The sequence below is a fragment of the Pseudomonas profundi genome, assembly GCF_008638305.1.
GTDB lineage: Bacteria > Pseudomonadota > Gammaproteobacteria > Pseudomonadales > Pseudomonadaceae > Halopseudomonas > Halopseudomonas profundi.
This window is the reverse complement of sequence record NZ_VTPZ01000017.1, coordinates 41,016-60,012: the sequence shown is the minus strand read 5'-3', so window position 1 is coordinate 60,012 and position 18,997 is coordinate 41,016. Positions and strand designations below refer to the sequence as shown.

The following is an 18,997-nucleotide window of genomic DNA, read 5'->3' as shown; positions in this document are numbered from 1 at the left end:
TATCGCCGATAAGTGGGTCAGATTTGAACCGTCGTTGACATACGCGACGTACGCCTTAAAGAATCGCCTCGTGAAATGTAAGTATATGGCCGCAGCCGCCATCTTCGCTCGGGTAGCAGTCTACTCTGCAGAAGACCCATCTAACGGGATTAGCTACCATTGGACTACTGCCTGCGAGCGCGCAATCATTCTGTCAGGCGCGAACGATGAAGAAGCGTCTGTCGTGATGCAGAGTTTGCTTGAAATGAATGAGCAGGTTCAACCTTTGTTCTCAGTGTAACGTCGCAATAATCCTAAGTTATGCGACAAACCGGTATGGCCCAGGCCTGGCCCGGCTCGAAGACCTGCGCACCCTGCCGAACCAGCACGCGCAACACTTACATGTTGCTCGCGACGTGCCAGCTCGCGCTGTCGGGCCTGGTGTTACCCACAAAAAATTCCACTGATTGGACGGGATTTTTTGATCATGGCTCGATATTACCCCGCAATCAGATCCAGCACTTTCTGCCCGTCGGGCATCCCTGACATCGTTCTCAGAAAAACAATGTTGCGCTCGAGGATTTTCTTGAGCTCGGCGGCGGGCAGAGGGCGCTCCAAGACATTGAAGCCCTGCAGCTTCTGATAATGAGTTTCGTCTTTATCGCCATCGTGATCGCCTATCTCAACTTTTCCGGTGCCCCGACCGTAGGCGACGATGCCTTTGCCATTCTCATACAAGAACACCACGTCATCTTTTTTGATCCGGTCGATGTTGTATTTCCAGGGCGAGTAGAAAGCGGCGGCGGCACCATTTGCCAGCATCCACTCATGGTCTTCAAGGTTATTGCCCTTGTTCGTGTTCAGAACGTGAAACCCGCTGACTGAAGGTTCTTTAAGCTCGGCTTCAGTTTTTTCAGCGCCATCTAGGGTTTCCTTCGCAATGGCGGCCCCTTTCTCCAACAACTTGAGCATGACCTCCTGTTTGGAGATCCCGATTTCGTCCGCCAGCCCCTCGATGAACGAATACAGTTCTTTGGGCATTCTCACAGTGGACGCGACCAGCTCTTTTTTGGATTTCTTGGAATTTTCGATCAGCGAAATGATGTCGTTCATGCGATGCTCCTTTTGGTTAGCTACAAGCATCATTTCATGATTTAACATATGAATCAATACAAAATTCAACTTTAAACCTAGTCGTGCATCTAAAGATGCTTCAGCGCTCATATATGTGATAATGTCCTTTATCACATATATGTTTGGGTACCTGAGATGAAACTCGACAAAGACTTGGTGCGCGAAATATTGCTGGCCGTTGAAGCGAGCAGCCCCGGTGAAAGTATTACGCTCTCGCTGGAAAACCGCACAGATCAAGAGATTTCCTACCATGTTCTGTTGCTGCATGAAGCGGGATTACTTGTAGGTCAGGATGCTTCCGTCTTGGCTGATGTATTTGCCGTGTGGAAAGCCAAGCGGCTGACCTACAAGGGTCATGAATTTCTCGATACCGTGCGGGATGGCGAGGTGTGGCGACGTACCAAAGCAGGCGCTGAGAAAGCAGGAGTGGCCAGTCTTGGGTTGATTTTTGAGTTAGGCAAGTCGGTTGGTAAGCAGCTGATCAAGGAAAGGCTGGGGATCGATCTGCCATGAGCCGTCTGGTGCTGTCTTCCAACCTCTCGACAAATGTTCCAGTGCTAGTCAGTCACGCCGGCGAGCAGGCCAGCATGTGCTTCCTTGAGTTCTTCGCGGCTAATATCCGCAATGCTAATACCCGGAGAGCGTATGCCCGTGCGACCGCTGACTTCCTAGCCTGGTGCGCCGAGGGCGGCGTATCCAGCCTTGCGTCGGTGGCCCCGCTGCATGTGTCGGCCTGGATAGAATTACAGTTGCAAACGCTGGCCGCCCCCTCGGTGAAACAGCGGCTGGCCGCTCTCCGACATCTGTTTGACTGGCTGGTGGTAGGCCAGGTTGTGCCCCATAACCCAGCCTCATCGGTGCGCGGGCCTCGTCATACTTCCCGCACAGGTAAAACCCCGGTGCTCGATCCATCTGAAGCCAGACAGCTGCTGGACAGCATTGATGTCAGCACGCCGGCAGGCCTTCGTGATCGAGCCTTGATCGCCCTGATGGTGTTTTCGTTTGCGCGTATTGGCGCGGCACTGGGCATGAAGGTCGAGGATGTCTACACACAAAATCGGAGGCTGTGGATACGGCTGCGGGAAAAAGGGGGAAAGCAACATGCCATGCCCTGTCACCACTCATTGGAGGAGTATTTGCACGCGTACCTAATAGAGACAGGGATTGAAAACGATCCGAAAGGGCCGTTGTTTCGCACCATCGGCCGCGGCACCGGGCAACTGAGCTCCCATACGCTGCCCCAGGCCAATGCCCACGCTATGGTACGTCGACGTGCACAGGCGGCCGGGATTCAGACACGGATAGGCAATCACACCTTTAGGGCAACAGGAATCACGGCTTATCTAAAGAACGGGGGCACCTTGGAAAACGCTGCTGCTATGGCCAATCATGCGTCAACGCGCACCACACAACTGTACGACCGACGCCGAGACGAAATCAGCCTTGATGAAATCGAACGGATTCATCTTTAAGCCTTGAAACCCGCATTGGGTGGTGCGGTAGGCAATCGTCTAAAAACGATAACGTATTTTATCGTTAATTTTTAGATGCAGCGAAAAGTTGTGGCCCAAGGACCAGGCAGGCTAGCCTCCGGGGGCATATAAGCATCGCTATTTCGTCAAAATTTCCCGTTAGTTAGTTCCTCTACTGGCGGCAGGCGGGGGAAGAAACCATCAGCGTGCCAAAACTGCTACGGGCTGCGCTCAAGCAGAGGTTTTGGTTCGCTGCATCCAGCCAGACACGACCGCGACGGCAAAGTTGTCGGGTGCTTTCGTGAAGTGCTGGAAGTGTAGCGAGTGGACCAACCTGCTTGATCACATCGAGCTATGTCCCAGCCAGGAAAGCGGGGATGTGGCCTATTTCAGGATAGACGAGATACCTGAGCACATACTGCCCGAGCTGATCCCTGATTCCCTGCACCCCTGGAAGGTAGGGCAGGTTCAGCAGCGATTCAGCAAAACAGAGGCTGGATCGTACATCTCGAACGGCTGTGTGCAGTGCGATGCGCTTCAGGGACGTTTCTTTTCCTCAGAAATAATGCACAGGTTGCAGCCTATAACAGAGTATCCAGTAACAATCACTAAGCCGCTGAGCGCGGCGATTAACGCATGTAACCCGGGGCGCTGGAGGGTGAGCAATCCATAACGCCTGATGGCCTTGGGTTTGTAAAAAACGATATTAACCTCCATCTATGCAAGAGAGAGCAAGCCGCCGAGCGGGCTCACAACATCAACGGCTGGGCCTCATTCGGGACGGTCATTAACAAGGGCAGAGAGAAGCAGCATGACAAAGCTAGAAGAGACGATCGTCGAGCAGGCGAAATACCAGCTCCAGGAGCTGCGCATGTCGCTTGTGCGCCCAGAAGCGCCCGAGCGTAACGAAGCGATTTCATCGGCGTTCTGGATGCTTGGAGGCCTAACCATCCTGGCCAACCTAGTCGACAGCGGCATGTCCGATGACGCCGCAAAGGCGCTGCAGGTAATTGAGCGTGAATCAGCGCAGGCAATGTCGGCCGCAAGCCTGCTTGGCCCTATCAAACGATAATCAACTGAGCAGAGGGAGGAGCATGACGAAATCCGTGGATAATGGAAACACAGATGGGTCTTTGTTGGAATTTGGCCGTTTGGTTGTGAGGCACTTTTTCTGGATTGCTGTGCCCTTCGCTATCGGTGGTGCAATATACGCATTTAATAAAGACGACGTTAAAGGCGTTGGTGCTATATGTACATTCGCAGGTATGTTACTTACAGCATGGTACTTGGCCACCAGAGAAACAGTACATTCTGAAAATAAGAGACTGAATAAAATAGATGTTATAGAGTTATTGGTCGCGTTAGCGGGAATCGTCTTGAGTGCTTTTGGTTATATGTACAGCCTAACCAATAGCTTCCAGTAAAGCGATAAAAAGCCGAAATTACGTGATTTATAGCATTGGGTTCTGTGATTTATATGCGACAGTTGTATATGTATATCAAAGCAACTGTCCATATGGAGCATGACACATGAAAAAATGCGCTTTAGCACTTACCATCATTTCAGCCATCGCAGCATCAAATACCGCACTCGCTGAGAACAATATCGCGCTGGGCGTCTACGGCGGTAGTACTGGTGTAGGCATAGGTGCTACCTACAAACTCAATGATCGTATTAATCTCCGCGCAATGGCAAATCACCTCGACTATAGTGACGACGCCACTGTTGATTACTACGATTATGATTTCGACCTAAAAATGAGCAGTGTCGAAGCGCTGGTAGATTACTTCCCATTCGATTCAGGATTCCGCCTTACAGGTGGTGTGATGTTCAATAACAATGACTTCACTGGTAGCGGAAATCCGAACGTAAACGGACTGGTTGAGATCGGCGGATACGTCTTCACAGCCGATACAGTTGGGCAGGTAGACGCTGAGGTTGAGGTTAGGCGGATCGCTCCGTACCTGGGTGTGGGCTATGGCAACACCTTCAAGGGCAGCGCCTTGTCAGTGAATGCGGACCTCGGTGTGATGTTCCTGGGGCGTCCGGATGCGACCGTACGGGCTTCAGGGGCCGACAATGCGAGCCCCTTTATCCGCAACAGACTCAACGAGGCAGCGCGAAACGAAGAGCGTGACGTCGAGGACCAGTTGGACAGGCTTCAGTATTATCCGCTTGTTCGTGTAGGCCTCACATACGCCTTCTAAGCGTCCAGTCAGCATTACAGCCCGGCTCTATGCCGGGCTTTTCCGTTTCTAGGGTGCGCTGAAGGCCCTATCAGTAGCAATCCATCGTTTGCAGGACGACAACCCTAGAACCGAGAGGCATTGCCGTCCTATACTGTATGAATGAACAGTATAGGGATTGCTATGAACCAGGCAGTTATCATCGGCGAGGTCGCGCTCTCCGGTCATCTAGTAACCCGGATTGAGGCATCTGTTCCGGCGGGATTCCCATCCCCGGCTCTTTTCCCATATCGTTCTCTATGTCAATGTGCAGGCCAATTTTTGTAAACCTATATAAAACAATAATATACCGACTAAATAATCAATCCTATCTACTTTAATTGCGTTGACAATTGTCAGCCGGTTCGCTTCCTTCACCGATTCCCGCCAAGATCCCACAATCGGTTGCTTCGCGCTTATCCGAGCAACGCCCTCTCAGTGCAACAAGCTGTCTCTCAAGTTCATGTAGAGCAGTTATCTGCGATCGCACATGAACAATGTGGTCATCGAGCATCGTGTTCACCGCTGCACAAGGCTGGTGAGGATCGTCCTTATAGCTTTGGAGGTCATGAATCTCTGCCAGTGACAGGTTCAGGATTCGGCAGCGACGAATGAAAGCGAGCCGTTTGGCATGTCGCTCGGTATAGATACGGTAACCATTTTCCTGCCGACTTGGCGGTTCAAGCAGGCCCTGCCGCTCGTAGAAACGAATTGTTTGGGTGTCGATACCCGCTGCCTCCGCTAACTGACCAATACGCATCGCGCTTACTCCAAATCTCAACTGATAATCCCGCTCCCTTGACCTTATAGTTACTACATGGTTTTAACTATCACAATTCTATTTCTGCTCGAACTGGAGGCGTACCGTGGGAAAAGATCGTGGTGACTCGTGTGGTGGTGATGCGACGTCTGCAACTGACCCCGATACGCTGATGTCCGGCGATGCGTCAGTTAGCGTCTTTGCCGTGCCGAAGATGGACTGCCCCTCGGAAGAACGAATGATCCGCTTGGCGCTGAATAGTTTTCATAACATTCGAGCGCTCTCCTTTGATTTGTCGAATCGACGATTGACGGTCGTGCACGATGGGGAGGTTGAGCCCATAACGGCAAAACTGACGACCCTGGGGCTGGGTGCATCTCTCCAGGAAACGAGCACTGCCGACACAGGGACGGTCACGGCTGCCATATCCTCTGCATCCTCGGACGCTCAAGAGTCCGGCACTCTACGCTGGTTGCTCGGCATCAATGCGATCATGTTCGTAGCCGAAATGACCGCAGGCTTGATCGCCCAGTCTACTGGGCTGATTGCTGACTCGCTGGACATGTTTGCCGACGCAGCCGTCTATGGTCTTGCCCTCTATGCCGTAGGCCGCAGTTTGCGGTTGCAAACACGCGCCGCTCATGTTGCTGGCGTGCTCCAGCTGGTCTTGGCCCTTGGCGTGTTGATAGAGGTAATGCGCCGTTTCCTGGTTGGCAGTGAACCTGAGTCCCTGATCATGATGATCGCTGCCTTCATTGCATTAATCGCCAACACCGTTTGCCTGTTGCTGATATTCAAGCATCGTGAGGGCGGCGTGCATATGAAGGCCAGCTGGATATTTTCAGCCAATGACGTGCTGATCAATCTGGGCGTCATCACCGCAGGTGCATTGGTCGCCTGGACGGGCTCCAGCTACCCGGATCTGGTTATAGGCACGATTGTGGGTCTTATCGTCCTCAACGGTGCCCGGCGCATTTTGGCGCTCAAGGCGTGATAAAGAGTGGAGTGGCGCCTTGGGCGCGCCCGGATAAAGATTCAACAATTCTACAGTCATTGATGACACCGCCTTCGCAGCACGCGCTTAAGCGTTGAAGTTCACGCTCCATCGCATGCAGATCACGAAGACGCATCCGAACCTGTTCGAGCTGCTCTTGCACCTTGGCATCGAGTGCCGCACAGGAAGCTTCGCGCCGGTCAGCAAACCCGAGAAGCACACGAATATCATTGAGACTGAAACCGAGTGCACGGCTACGCCGGATGAAGAGCAGACGATCGTGCTCCTTATCCGTGTAGAGACGGTAGCCGGCGGCGGAGCGGCCGGCCGGAGGCAATAACCCCAAGCCCTCGTAGTACCGGACCGTTACGGCCTTTGTGTCGGTGGCCTTCGCCAGCTGACCGACCGTGTAGTGTGTCGAACTGCTCCGTTCCGTTGTCATGCCGCTTGACCTTATAGTCACTATAACCTGCATTCTAACATCGAACGTTATCTTGGAAGAGGGTTTGACAATGGATGATTGCTGCGACAGCAAGGGCAGTGAGCTTGCCAAACTGCGTGAGAAGCAGAGCCGGGTGCTCTACATCGTGCTTGCCATAAACGCTGTTATGTTCGTTGTCGAGTTTACGGCCGGCTGGGTCGTGAACTCGACCGCCTTGCTCGGCGATTCGCTAGACATGTTCGGCGATACCCTGGTTTATGCCATCTCGCTTTTCGTGCTGCACCGTGGCACTCGCGCCCGGGCGGGGGCTGCCCTTTTCAAAAGTGGCTTTCTTTTACTATTCAGCATCTTAATTATCGGTGAAGCCATCCGTAAGAGTTTCCTCGGCGTGGTGCCGGAGGCGGGCTGGATGGGTCTGATCGGTCTTATTGCGCTCGCCGCCAACCTGAGCTGCCTGGCGTTGCTCTATAGCCACCGCAGCGACGACATTAATATGAGCTCGACTTGGTTGTGCTCGCGAAACGATGTTATCGCCAACCTAAGCGTGCTAGGCGCGGCCGGGCTAGTTATGCTGACCCAGTCGCGGTGGCCGGACCTGATCGTTGGGGTGGGACTCGCGCTTCTGTACTTGCACTCTTCCGTGCAGGTCGGGCGGGATGCTTGGCCACAGTGGCGCGGTCGCGCTGACCAGTTAGGCGGTTGCTGTGGGACGGGTTCGACGGATGCGAAGACAGAGAACGACGGTGATCAATGCACAAGGCGGTGATGTCGCTGCGGTCTTATTCATCATGGCGACAGATGAAGTCAGTGCGTCTCAATCTGCTAAACAAAGCTTCGGCAGAAGGGGGGATCGCGCCTCGGGGAGCTCATTCGGAAAAAAAACGTAGCCATTAGCCTTAAATGACAAGATTGTCATTTAAGGCTAATCCTCTCGTCAGACTTGAACTGCATAATAGCGGCATGGAATTCATAACCAATGCCAAGCCGAGGGCGCTATGACATATCGCAAAATGATGACCGTATTTAGCATGGCTTTCGTCCTGATTGGAGCCGGCACAGCAGTACAGGCAGAAGATGGAAGCTTGAAATTGAGGACGATGCTTGCCGATCGTCACGGATATGGTCTGCCTCTTGATGAGCGTAAGGGGAATGAAGTAAAAGAGCGTAAGCAGCGTATCCTGAATAATGATGATTTATTCTTGAAAACGACAAAAAAATCAGATCCGGAAAATAGATAACTTCAGTTTCATCTCTTGGGTAGTTACTCCTTCAACAAGAGATGTTTTAGGCGCCTTTGGGCGCCTTTTTTTACAACTAGCAACGCCCACGCATCAGAACACGAAAATGAAAGGCCAAAAAGGTGCAACGATGCGAGTCTTGATCATCGAAGACGAATTGAAGACAGCCGAATATTTGCAACAAGGTCTAAGCGAATCTGGTTACACAGTTGACTACGCTTTAACGGGAACGGATGGAATACACCTGTTCAAAAACCAGCAGTATGCTTTAGTAATACTGGACGTAAATTTGCCTGGCATGGACGGTTGGTCGATATTGGAGGATATTCGCCGCACTAGCGATGCGCGAGTAATGATGTTAACTGCTAGCGGCAGGCTGTCGAACAAGGTGAAAGGGTTGGACCTTGGTGCAGATGATTATCTGGTTAAGCCCTTCGAATTCCCTGAATTGCTGGCAAGAATTAGATCGCTTCTAAGGCGAAGTGAGAAACTGACTGAAACCGGCTCTCTGAAAGTGGCGGACCTTGAGGTTGATCCCGCTAGACATCGTGCATACCGAGCAGGGCAGCGCATCGGTCTGACTGTCAAGGAGTTCTCCTTGTTACAGTTACTCATGCGAAATGCCGGTGTCGTTATGACCAGGACTCAAATAATTTCGTTAATATGGGACATTAACTTCGATTGTGATACTAACGTAGTTGACGTCTCTGTCCGAAGGTTGCGCGCCAAAATAGACGAACCCTTTGACAGGAAGCTAATCCACACCCTGCGTGGGGTAGGGTATGTTCTTGAGGATCGCGGATGACCAAGCCTTTGAGTTTGTCGCTGCGAATCGGATTGTCTGTAGGTATTATGGGATCAATTCTCGTTATTTTGATATTCAGTCAATCCTGGATGACGCTGCGCAATCAGCTGGGAATAATTGCGGAGTCCAGGTTAGAACAAAAGTTAAATCAAATAGAACATGTCATATCAGAGTCAAACCCGTCGCTTGTTAAAGATACTATCTCACACCCGCTGGGCGACTTAGTGTCCGGTCACCCTGATCTAGGCCTGCTGGTATGCGATGCTCAAAGGCTGAATAAACTAACTTTTACGATTGGCTCGGTGCCAAGAGAGTTGTTAACTGGCAGTGCTTGTACCGCCGAACTTGATACATATAAAAATCGGTTCACTCATCTCGGCATTAAGGCGCTGGTAAAATCTAGCACTGTGCGCATCGCTGGGAGCAATGAGAGTTTTCTGCTGGTACTCTTCAGTGATCGTTCCGATGATTCCGAATTGCTTGGTGCATACCTCAATTCAACCATATTAGCGGTGCCGCTGTTCCTTGTATTAATTGGGTTCGGGTCCTCGTGGATTGCCCGACGAGGAATGGCTCCACTGAGTAACTTCAGAGAACTGACTTCCATCGTTACCACAAATGATCTTGATGGAAGAATAACAACCTCTGGTCTGCCCGTGGAGCTTAAAGAGCTAGCAGACAGCGTAAACTTCATGTTGGGAAGGCTTGAGGGCGGCGTGCAACAACTTTCTGATTTTTCGGATGATCTGGCCCATGAATTGCGATCTCCAATTACTAATCTAATGGGTAAAGCGCAGGTGGCTCTTTCTCGAGACAGATCATCCTCAGAATACAAAGAAACGCTGGAATCATGTGTAGAAGAGCTTGGCAGAATATCTCGGATTGTTTCAGACATGCTTTACCTTTCGCAAGCTCTTCAGTCGGATTCAGCTGATCTGGCAGATCAGATATCGCTAAGAAGGGAGGCTGAGCAGATAGTCGACCTGTTTAATATTATGGCTGAAGAAAAGGGAATATCGCTGACGGTCCAAGGAGACGGCGTTATCGTGGGCGACAGGTTAATGGTACAACGAGCTATATCGAACTTATTATCGAATGCCATCAGACATGCGTCCCCCCGCAGCAACATCCCAACCCTCATCACGAGCCAAGGTCAATCTATCGTGTTGTCTGTGACAAATGATGGCCCCGGTATACCCGAAGAGCACACTGAAGCGATATTCAAGCGATTTTATCGCGTGGATAGCGGGCGCTCACGTGACGAAGGAGGGACAGGGCTGGGTCTCTCCATTGTCCGTTCGATCATGCAGATTCATCAAGGCAGTGTAACTGTACAATCGGACACCGCGGGTCCTACCACATTCCAGTTGTGGTTCAGAAGCTCTACTCCGGAACGAAACAATCAGTCCTAACCGAGACAACCTAGTTTGGAGAATACGCATGTTTGATGAACCAGATGATGCCCAACCAAAAAAATCCAAACAGTGTGGATTATGGTGTTTCGCTATCATAATCGCTTGGCTAGTAATCCCGTCAGCGCATGCCCAGACTGATAATTCTTTGTCATTGGACGAAGCTATATCTCACGCCATTGCCCGCAATCCGGATCTGCCGATCTTCGACCTTCGTATCCGAGCGCTGGACGGAAGTCGTATGACCGCTGACCAGCCACCCGCTTACGAGTTGGGCCTGGAAGCAGAAGATATTGTGGGGAGTGGAGAGCAAGGGATCGACACTGCCGAATACACGCTCTCGTTATCATCCGTTCTGGAAATGGGTGGGAAACGCCAAGCCCGCATCGGCATTGTCGACGCCGAGTATGATTTGGTTGAAGCAGAACGGCGGGCCGATGTACTGGATCTGCTCGGAAGAGTCACTCAGACATTCATCTCTACGTTAGCTATTCAGGAAAAGATTCGCGTCGCAGCTGACGCCGTTGACATATCCGAAGCAAGTTATGGAACGGTAGCGCGGCGCGCACAGCAAGGCGCGACATCTGAAGCGGACGTTTTCCGGGCGAAAGCTGCGCTTGCGGAATCCCGGATTGAGCAGGCAAATCTCACGGCGAATTACGAGGTTCAAAAAGCGAATCTCGCAGCAAGCTGGGGAGAGATGACACCAGATTACTCGCGTCTAGACGGCGATTTGTTTCGATTCGAAGCCACCGGCAGCTTCGAGAGTCTATTCGAACGTATAGCGAACAATCCGAACATCGAAGTGTTCGCTAACGAACAGCGGGTTCGAGAGGCAGAGGTTCAAATGGCTCAAAGCCAGGCTGATAGCGATATTCGCTGGGCAGTCGGCGCCCGCCGTATGGAGGCAACAAATGATTTCTCCGTGGTCGCCAGCGCATCGATCCCACTTTTCTCAGGTAAACGAAACCGTGGACAAGTACGGTCTGCGTTAGCCGCACAGGAGCAAGTACTGTATCGAAAAGATAATGCGTTGCTCAGGCTGCGTGCGCAACTATTTGAAGCTTACCAAACACGAAAACAGTATCTCGAAGCATTTCGGGTCATGAACAAACAGATGATTCCTGATTTAACTGAGGCCCTGCGTTTAACACGAGAAGGTTATGAAAGAGGCCGGTACAGTTATCTGGAATGGAACGCCGCTCAGGCTGATCTTCTATCTGCCCGCCTCTCGCTCATCGAAACGGCGTCATCGATATTGTTGAACCAGGCACTGATCGAACAGCTTACAGGTCAGCCGCTGGAAGCCAAATGATCAACTTATACAAAAACACGGCCGCTATAGCTGCGTTGAGAGCGCCGACTGCATTTGGGCTAATCAACGAATACAGGATTATTGAACCATGCAATTAAAAAAAACACTCTACTGCATATTAGTGGTTACCTGTCTGGCCATCAGCCCTTTACATGCTGCGGAAGACCAGCACGATGACCATGACGATCACCAAGAAGCCGAGCACGACGCGCCCGAGACCAAAGGACCACATGGCGGCGTGTTACTACAGCAGGATGGTGTCACCGTGGAGTTGCAGATTTTCGAGCAAGGGGTCCCCCCTGAATATCGCGCTTGGGTGACAACGGACGGAACGCCCGTTACCGGTGATGCTGACCTGGATGTCCAGCTCACTCGCCTCGGTGGACAAGTGGATAACTTTAACTTTGCCTTCCAGGGAGACTACTGGCAGGGCGCTGGCGAAGTGACCGAGCCTCATTCCTTTGATGTGGAAGTAACGCTTGCCCTGAACGGTAAACAATACCAGTGGCAGTGGGAATCCCATGAAGGTCGTACCCGCATTGCAGCTGACATTGCTGAAAAAGCGGGAATCCGTATAGCCCAGGCTGGCCCGGGCACAATCGAGCGAACACTGACCGCTTATGGGCGACTGACCACCGCGCCGGAACAGATGGCGCGAGTGCACGCCCGCTTTCCCGGCGTCATTACCAGAGTCGATGTTCGCTTGGGTGACCGTGTTGCCAAAGGCGATAGGTTGGCACAGGTGGAATCCAATGAAAGCCTCAGAACATATGATCTGCGCTCGCCCATTGACGGCGTAGTGAGCGAGCGCACGATCAGTGTTGGCGAAATTACCGGCGAGCAGCCCTTATTGGCCATCACCGATTTAACCACCTTGTGGGCAGATTTGCAGATATTTCCGGGCCAGCGCAACAAGCTGGCGGTCGACCAAAAAGTCCATTTGAAGGCCGAGGGAGTTGATCGACAAGCTACCGTCGACCACCTGCTGCCCTCCTCAGATAATGCCCCCTATACCATGGCTCGTGTTGAGGTGGAGAACACTGACGATGCGCTGAGTCCCGGCCTGCTTGTGGCAGGAAATATCGTTGTAGAACGCCTTGACGTGCCGTTAGCAGTGGACAATCGCGCACTGCAGTCCTTCCGCGACTGGACGGTAGTGTTTGTCCAGGTTGATGACACTTACGAGATCCGGCCGCTCGAACTCGGCCTCAGCGATGGCACCTCGACCGAAGTGCTTGACGGGCTGCAGGTGGGTGATCGTTATGTGGTGGAAAACAGTTATTTAATTAAGGCGGATCTTGAAAAATCCGGCGCGTCCCACGACCACTAAACCAGGAGGCTATGATGATCAATGCCATCTTACGCTTCTCGGTAGAGCGGCGGTTTTTAACCTTATCCCTCATTCTCGTGCTGGTCGGTATTGGTCTATGGAGCTTTCAGCGCCTGCCCATCGACGCGGTGCCGGATATCACCAACGTCCAAGTACAGATCAATACCGAGGCACCAGGGTATTCACCGCTGGAAGCGGAGCAGCGCATCACCTTCCCGGTGGAAACGGCCCTGTACGGATTGCCCGATCTGTCCTTTACCCGCTCAATATCCCGCTATGGCTTGTCCCAGGTGACGGTGGTATTCGAGGAGGGCACTGACCTTTACTTTGCCCGTAACCTGATCAATGAGCGCCTTGGCTCCATCAAGAATGCTCTGCCACCAGACCTGGAACCAGAAATGGGCCCCATCGCGACCGGCCTTGGCGAGATCTTGATGTACACCGTGGAGGCGCTGCCCGGCGCCACCCAGGCGGACGGCAGCCCCCTGGACGCCACGGCGCTGCGGGAAATTCAAGATTGGATTATTAAGCCCCAACTGGCGCAAGTGCCTGGGGTGATCGAGATCAACACCATCGGCGGCTATGACAAGCAATACCACGTCACGCCCTCGCCACAGCAGTTGCTGCAATTTGGCGTCACCATGGATGAACTGGCGGAGGCACTGCGAGCTAACAACACCAATCGCGGTGCGGGCTATATCGAACGCAACGGGCAACAGCTGTTGGTGCGCTCGCCGGGGCAGTTGGCCTCTATCGCCGAAATCGAGCAAGTCGTGATTGCCAATCGCCACGGTGCGCCGGTGAGAGTCAGTGATGTGGCCGAGGTGGCCATCGGCAAGGAATTGCGCACCGGAGCCGCTACCCGCGACGGCAAGGAAACGGTGATGGGCACGGCCATGATGCTAGTGGGAGAAAACTCTCGCACCGTCGCACAGGCGGTGGCCGAAAAGCTGGAGGCCATCCAGCCCTCGCTGCCCGACGGAGTCAAGGTGGAGGCGGTGTACGATCGTACAACGCTGGTAGACAAGGCCATCGCCACGGTGGAAAAAAACCTGCTCGAAGGGGCGCTGCTGGTGATCGTGGTGCTGTTTCTGTTGCTAGGCAATCTGCGCGCCGCCTTGATTACTGCACTGGTAATTCCCTTGTCCATGCTCGCCACCATCACTGGCATGGTGCAAACGGGCGTATCGGCGAACTTGATGAGCCTGGGTGCGTTGGACTTCGGCCTGATCGTCGATGGCGCAGTAATTATCGTTGAGAATTGCATCCGGCGCCTGTCTCAAGCCCAGCATAATAGCGAGCTGCCCTTAGGAGAAAGGCTTCAACTGGTGTTCGAAGCTACCAACGAGGTCATCCGTCCGAGCCTGTTCGGTGTCGCCATCATTACCGTGGTGTATCTTCCAATTTTTGCCCTTACTGGCGTCGAGGGGAAGATGTTCCACCCTATGGCGGCGACTGTGGTGATGGCGCTGCTGGCGGCCATGGTGCTGTCGCTAACGGTGGTGCCGGCCGCCGTGGCGGTATTTATGGGGGGCAAGATTAGCGAAAAAGAAAGCCCTGTGATCAGCGGCGCCAAATCGCTGTACAAGCCGGCCTTGCTGCTCGCCATGAAGTTTCGCTGGCTGGTGTTAGGGGCGGCAACGGCACTCCTCGTGGTTTGTATATGGCTTGCGACCACTTTGGGCTCGGAATTCATTCCACAACTAGATGAGGGGGATGTCGCTCTGCACGCTCTGCGCATTCCAGGCACGGGACTGGAGCAATCCATCGAGATGCAGTCGCAGCTGGAACAGCGACTGAAGGCGTTCCCGGAAGTGGACAAGGTGTTCGCCAAGATCGGCACGCCAGAAGTGGCCACCGACCCCATGCCGCCCAGCGTGGCGGATAACTTTGTCATCCTCAAGTCTCGCGATCAATGGCCGAATCCCGACAAAACCAAGGACGATCTGGTGGCGGAAATGGAGGAAGCCGTGATCCAGCTCCCGGGCAACAACTACGAGTTCACCCAGCCTATCGAAATGCGCTTCAACGAACTGATCTCCGGAGTACGGGCCGATCTCGGGATCAAGGTGTTTGGCGATGACATGGATCAATTGCTGGCCTCGGCACTGGAAGTTCAGGAAGTGCTCGAAACCGTCGAGGGTGCGGCGGATATTCAGGTTGAACAGGTCACAGGACTGCCCATGCTGTCGGTTCATCCGAAACGCATGGTGCTATCGCGCTACGGTCTGAACGTTGAAGATGTGCAAACACTGGTGGCGACCGGTATCGGTGGTGAAAACGTCGGATTGATCTACGAGGGTGATCGTCGCTTTGAGTTGGTGGTACGCCTGCCGGAAACAGTCAGACGTGACATCGACAGCTTGGCCTTTCTGCCCATTCCCTTGCCGGATGGCGGCTATGTGCCGCTGTCGGAAGTCGCCGAATTGGAAATAGCCCCAGCGCCCAACCAGATCAGCCGGGAAAACGGAAAACGCCGAGTGGTGGTAACCGCCAATGTGCGGGATCGTGACCTGGGTGGCTTCGTCGAGGAAGTACAGGCACGCATCGCACAGGAAGTAGACTTACCGGATGGTTATTGGCTGGATTACGGCGGTACCTTTGAGCAACTCCAATCGGCTAGCGCGCGTCTCGCCATTGTTGTACCCATCACCCTGGCAATCATCATTGGCCTGCTGATTATGGCGTTCGGTTCAGTGAAAGACGCCTTGATTATCTTCACTGGCGTACCGCTTGCGCTGACTGGCGGGGTGTTGTCGTTGTGGTTGCGGGACATGCCGCTGTCGATCTCGGCCGGTGTGGGCTTTATCGCACTTTCCGGCGTAGCGGTCCTCAACGGTCTGGTGATGGTGGCCTTCATTCGCGATCTGTGGCGGGAGCAGGGCGATCTCGTCACGGCGGTTGTGGAGGGTGCCCTGGTTCGTCTGCGTCCGGTCTTGATGACCGCGTTGGTGGCAAGTCTTGGTTTCGTACCAATGGCGCTCAACACAGGCACCGGTGCCGAGGTCCAAAGACCGCTAGCTACGGTCGTGATAGGCGGAATTATTTCGTCGACACTTCTGACATTGTTCGTCCTGCCTATCCTGTACTCCATGTTCCACCGAAACGATCAAAAGCACCAAGTTGTTGAAGAGGCTACGACATAACGTCGAAATCGCCACGGCAAAAAAGCAGGGCGCGCCCACAAATGCGAAGCAGCCGATACAAACTGAAATTTCATTAGTGATAGGAGGCAACGTGGCACATCAACACCTACATAATGAACAGGCCGGTGATAAACGCGTCTGGTGGGCGATAGCCGTCAACCTTGTCTTGACCGTGGCGCAAATAGCGGGGGGGATATTTTCAGGGAGCCTCTCGCTGGTTGCCGATGCAATCCACAACCTGAGCGATGCCATCTCGATGGCTATCGCTTACGTTGCCAGGAGAATAGCTCGGCGCCCAGCCAACGAAGAGTGGACGTTCGGGTACGTCCGGGCAGAGATGATTGCAGCGCTTATAAACTACACCACCTTGATTGTGATCGGCCTGTACCTGGTTTACGAAGCGATCTTTCGCTTTTTCGAACCGCAGCCCGTTCAGGGGTGGACGGTGGTGATTATCGCAGCTGTCGCTTTAGTGGTTGACACGATAACGGCCATGTTGACCTATTCGTTATCAAAGTCCAGCATGAACATTCGGGCGGCGTTTTTACACAACGTGTCAGATGCATTGGGGTCCGTTGCGGTCATCATTGCAGGGACTTTGATAATTTTGTATGACTGGGTATTTGTAGATCCCCTGATAACGCTAATGATAGCTGGGTATATATTGTGGCAAGCGTTTACAGAAATAGGCGGCGCCATACGCATACTCATGTCTGCCACACCAAAAGATATAGATCCCCAGGAGGTTATATCAAGGTCGTTGGCCATTTCAGGGGTGTGTGGCGTTCATCACCTGCACATCTGGCTCATAGATGAACACCGGACATCACTTGAGGCCCACGTTGTGATTGAGGATCAATTGATGAGCCGAAGTGAGGACATAAAGAATGATGTCAAGAAAATGCTCAAAAATACCTTTTCCATTCATCATGTTACGTTAGATGTGGAATCTACATCGGGAGAATGTGGCGACGCGAAAACGATTGGCCATTGAAAACGAAAGGCGCCCCTGGGCGCCCATATCAAGTCAGATCAGATAATATCAAGCGGGTATTCTATAATAATCCTGACTTCATCTAGATCCGACTCAAAAGCAGTTGCACGTGCAGTAGCCTGGCGCACTCTAAAAGACAGGCCATGGAATTTTCCGGACTGCACTATGTATTGGGCTTCGATGTCTCTCTCCCAACGCTTCTGGTCAGTAAGCGGGTCGCCACCAGCATCCCGTCTCATATATACCGCGTTAGCATTTGAATAGTCGGCCTCGCTTCCTTTGGCATAACGGGTCATAAATGAAAGTCCTGGCACGCCATACTCAGTCACATCCAGATCATAACGAAGCATCCACGACCGTTCTTTTGGTGCGTTGAAATCATTATACTGGGATGCGTTATCGAGAAAGATTGCATCGGATTGCCGCAGATAATCGAAATCGTCATCTCCGTGGTTGCGCTGGTGGGACACCGCGATACTGTGGGCACCAGTCGCGATTCCGACTTTAGCGCTCCATATCTGGTTGCTAAATTCTCCAAGTAGCTTTTTTCCTTCATCGCGGGCGTCGTAATAATTTATGCCGCCAAACAGCGAAAGCCGTTCAGAAACCGGCAGCTCACTGGAAATACCAACATACGTTTGATCCCAGGCGTCTTTAAGGCGGCTTGTGTATAGGTTGAACCCTAATGCGGGATTGAGGATATAGTCCCCTCCGAAATAAGCCACCCATGGGGAGTCGACAGGACCTGCGTAAAATGTCGCGAAATCATCATGCATACTGCTGCTGGTTGGTTGGCTCATGCCAGTGAGTCGACCGCCTTGCACAGTCAACCCGTCAATATGAGTATTGACGAGCGTAACGCCTCGGAAGCTTTCAGGAAGTAGCCGGGAATCTCCATAATGGACTACAGGGGTCGTCGGAAACACGTCGCCGACTTTAACGACCGTGTCAAAAGCACTTAATTTTGCCGCCGCGCCGAACTTTGTGTACTCATCCTCAGCTTCGCCTTGACTGTCGGTGGGAAGAACGTCAAAGGTGCTGCGTGCGCCGTTTCGTCCGTCGCCAGTATCAAGCTTCAGGCCCAGCATTGCAAAAGCGTCCAAGCCAAAACCAACGGTACCTTCGGTAAACCCAGACTCGAAATTAGCTATTACGCCGTGCGCCCACGCTTCAGAATATCCTGTCCCTTTCGGACTGAACTGACCATGACGGTCGTCTCGATTAAAATAGAAATTTCGGTTCAGCACCGATAGGTTGCTTCCATCTACGAAGCCAGATGCAATACGTTCTTGTGCTGATACCGCTTCGGAGTGAACGGCAAAAAATATCGACGAGGCAATCAACGTGCGGCTGATGTTTTTATTCATATGATTTTCGTCTTTTTAGGAGGCTTTTTGGAACGAACGTTTTATCGTATTCCTCTCAGAATTGCGGGTAGATTGCAGCAGCATTACAATTCTGTAATACGACCAGGCGCGGTAGGTCTTTTTAACCTGACTGTAATGGTTATGGATGCGCGGAGTGGCCGATGTTGATTCATGTTTGAGCAGACAAAAGCTGATGATCAGTCGCTACGCACTTCGCCAGCGGATGCGATCTTGTCTGGATGAAAAGGTGATCTCGCTCATTCCGCTTGCGCTAGCGTGCCCTGCGCACGCGTCCAGCTTTTGAAACTGACATAAAAGTAATTTTAGGCTCACTTTTCTGTCAGCAAGGTTTGATAATCTAAGCTGTATCAACTGACCGGAGA

Annotated in this window: 19 protein-coding genes; 15 read left to right on the top strand and 4 right to left on the bottom strand. The window is 52.5% G+C overall.

Annotation, left to right across the window (positions count from 1 at the left end; all coding sequences use genetic code 11):
• Positions 1-280: hypothetical protein (locus tag FZE95_RS19835; RefSeq protein WP_223825123.1), on the top strand; the 280-nt coding region annotated here is incomplete at its 5' end.
• 197 nt (positions 281-477) lie between these two features.
• On the opposite strand, the gene FZE95_RS17950 is transcribed toward FZE95_RS19835, so the two are convergent.
• Complete coding sequence (locus FZE95_RS17950) at positions 478-1,092, bottom strand: hypothetical protein (protein ID WP_150302192.1); 615 nt, start codon at positions 1,090-1,092, stop codon at positions 478-480.
• 156 nt (positions 1,093-1,248) lie between these two features.
• Between FZE95_RS17950 and FZE95_RS17945 the strand changes: the two genes are divergently transcribed.
• From FZE95_RS17945 to FZE95_RS17925, 5 genes are all read left to right on the top strand, one after another.
• Positions 1,249-1,626, top strand: a complete 378-nt coding sequence (locus FZE95_RS17945; RefSeq protein ID WP_150302191.1) for a DUF2513 domain-containing protein — start codon at positions 1,249-1,251, stop codon at positions 1,624-1,626.
• Complete coding sequence (locus FZE95_RS17940) at positions 1,623-2,585, top strand: tyrosine-type recombinase/integrase (protein ID WP_163981811.1); 963 nt, start codon at positions 1,623-1,625, stop codon at positions 2,583-2,585. The genes FZE95_RS17945 and FZE95_RS17940 overlap by 4 nt, the downstream gene beginning before the upstream one ends.
• A gap of 811 nt (positions 2,586-3,396) precedes the next feature.
• Positions 3,397-3,657, top strand: a complete 261-nt coding sequence (locus tag FZE95_RS17935) for a hypothetical protein (protein ID WP_150302190.1) — start codon at positions 3,397-3,399, stop codon at positions 3,655-3,657.
• A 22-nt stretch (positions 3,658-3,679) separates the two neighbouring features.
• Positions 3,680-4,009 carry a hypothetical protein gene (locus FZE95_RS17930; RefSeq protein WP_150302189.1) on the top strand — a complete coding sequence of 110 codons (330 nt, stop codon included), beginning with the start codon at positions 3,680-3,682 and terminating at the stop codon, positions 4,007-4,009.
• A 106-nt stretch (positions 4,010-4,115) separates the two neighbouring features.
• Positions 4,116-4,793, top strand: a complete 678-nt coding sequence (locus FZE95_RS17925; protein WP_150302188.1) for a hypothetical protein — start codon at positions 4,116-4,118, stop codon at positions 4,791-4,793.
• A 355-nt stretch (positions 4,794-5,148) separates the two neighbouring features.
• On the opposite strand, the gene cadR is transcribed toward FZE95_RS17925, so the two are convergent.
• A complete protein-coding gene (cadR, locus tag FZE95_RS17920; RefSeq protein WP_150302187.1) occupies positions 5,149-5,571 on the bottom strand; it encodes a Cd(II)/Pb(II)-responsive transcriptional regulator in 423 nt (140 codons plus the stop codon).
• Between the two features lie 172 nt (positions 5,572-5,743).
• On the opposite strand from cadR, the gene FZE95_RS17915 reads away from it, so the two are divergent.
• Positions 5,744-6,565: a cation transporter gene (locus FZE95_RS17915; protein WP_371923568.1), complete on the top strand. Its 822-nt coding sequence runs from the start codon at positions 5,744-5,746 to the stop codon at positions 6,563-6,565.
• Here the strand turns inward: FZE95_RS17915 and FZE95_RS17910 are convergent.
• The gene (locus FZE95_RS17910; RefSeq protein ID WP_223825122.1) at positions 6,555-7,007 is read right to left on the bottom strand and encodes a MerR family transcriptional regulator; all 453 of its coding nucleotides are present in this window, start codon (positions 7,005-7,007) and stop codon (positions 6,555-6,557) included. The genes FZE95_RS17915 and FZE95_RS17910 overlap by 11 nt on opposite strands.
• 70 nt (positions 7,008-7,077) lie before the next feature.
• Between FZE95_RS17910 and FZE95_RS17905 the strand changes: the two genes are divergently transcribed.
• The 8 genes from FZE95_RS17905 to FZE95_RS17870 all read left to right on the top strand — a co-directional run bounded on the left by FZE95_RS17905 (position 7,078) and on the right by FZE95_RS17870 (position 17,247).
• Complete coding sequence (locus FZE95_RS17905) at positions 7,078-7,773, top strand: cation transporter (RefSeq protein ID WP_150302199.1); 696 nt, start codon at positions 7,078-7,080, stop codon at positions 7,771-7,773.
• Positions 7,774-8,002: 229 nt separating this feature from the next.
• The gene (locus FZE95_RS17900) at positions 8,003-8,245 is read left to right on the top strand and encodes a hypothetical protein (protein WP_150302184.1); all 243 of its coding nucleotides are present in this window, start codon (positions 8,003-8,005) and stop codon (positions 8,243-8,245) included.
• A 130-nt stretch (positions 8,246-8,375) separates the two neighbouring features.
• Positions 8,376-9,050, top strand: coding sequence for a heavy metal response regulator transcription factor (locus FZE95_RS17895; protein WP_150302198.1), 675 nt, complete (start codon positions 8,376-8,378; stop codon positions 9,048-9,050).
• Positions 9,047-10,462: a heavy metal sensor histidine kinase gene (locus FZE95_RS17890; protein WP_150302183.1), complete on the top strand. Its 1,416-nt coding sequence runs from the start codon at positions 9,047-9,049 to the stop codon at positions 10,460-10,462. Before FZE95_RS17895 ends, FZE95_RS17890 begins: the two co-directional genes overlap by 4 nt.
• A gap of 28 nt (positions 10,463-10,490) precedes the next feature.
• Complete coding sequence (locus tag FZE95_RS17885) at positions 10,491-11,777, top strand: TolC family protein (protein WP_150302182.1); 1,287 nt, start codon at positions 10,491-10,493, stop codon at positions 11,775-11,777.
• Positions 11,778-11,865: 88 nt separating this feature from the next.
• Positions 11,866-13,107: an efflux RND transporter periplasmic adaptor subunit gene (locus FZE95_RS17880; protein ID WP_150302181.1), complete on the top strand. Its 1,242-nt coding sequence runs from the start codon at positions 11,866-11,868 to the stop codon at positions 13,105-13,107.
• A 14-nt stretch (positions 13,108-13,121) separates the two neighbouring features.
• The gene (locus FZE95_RS17875) at positions 13,122-16,253 is read left to right on the top strand and encodes an efflux RND transporter permease subunit (protein WP_150302197.1); all 3,132 of its coding nucleotides are present in this window, start codon (positions 13,122-13,124) and stop codon (positions 16,251-16,253) included.
• Between the two features lie 91 nt (positions 16,254-16,344).
• On the top strand, positions 16,345-17,247 hold the full coding sequence (locus tag FZE95_RS17870) for a cation diffusion facilitator family transporter (protein ID WP_218573646.1): 903 nt from the start codon (positions 16,345-16,347) through the stop codon (positions 17,245-17,247).
• A 38-nt stretch (positions 17,248-17,285) separates the two neighbouring features.
• Here the strand turns inward: FZE95_RS17870 and FZE95_RS17865 are convergent, their stop codons facing one another.
• Positions 17,286-18,614 carry an OprD family porin gene (locus FZE95_RS17865; protein ID WP_150302180.1) on the bottom strand — a complete coding sequence of 443 codons (1,329 nt, stop codon included), beginning with the start codon at positions 18,612-18,614 and terminating at the stop codon, positions 17,286-17,288.
• Positions 18,615-18,997 lie beyond the last annotated feature (383 nt).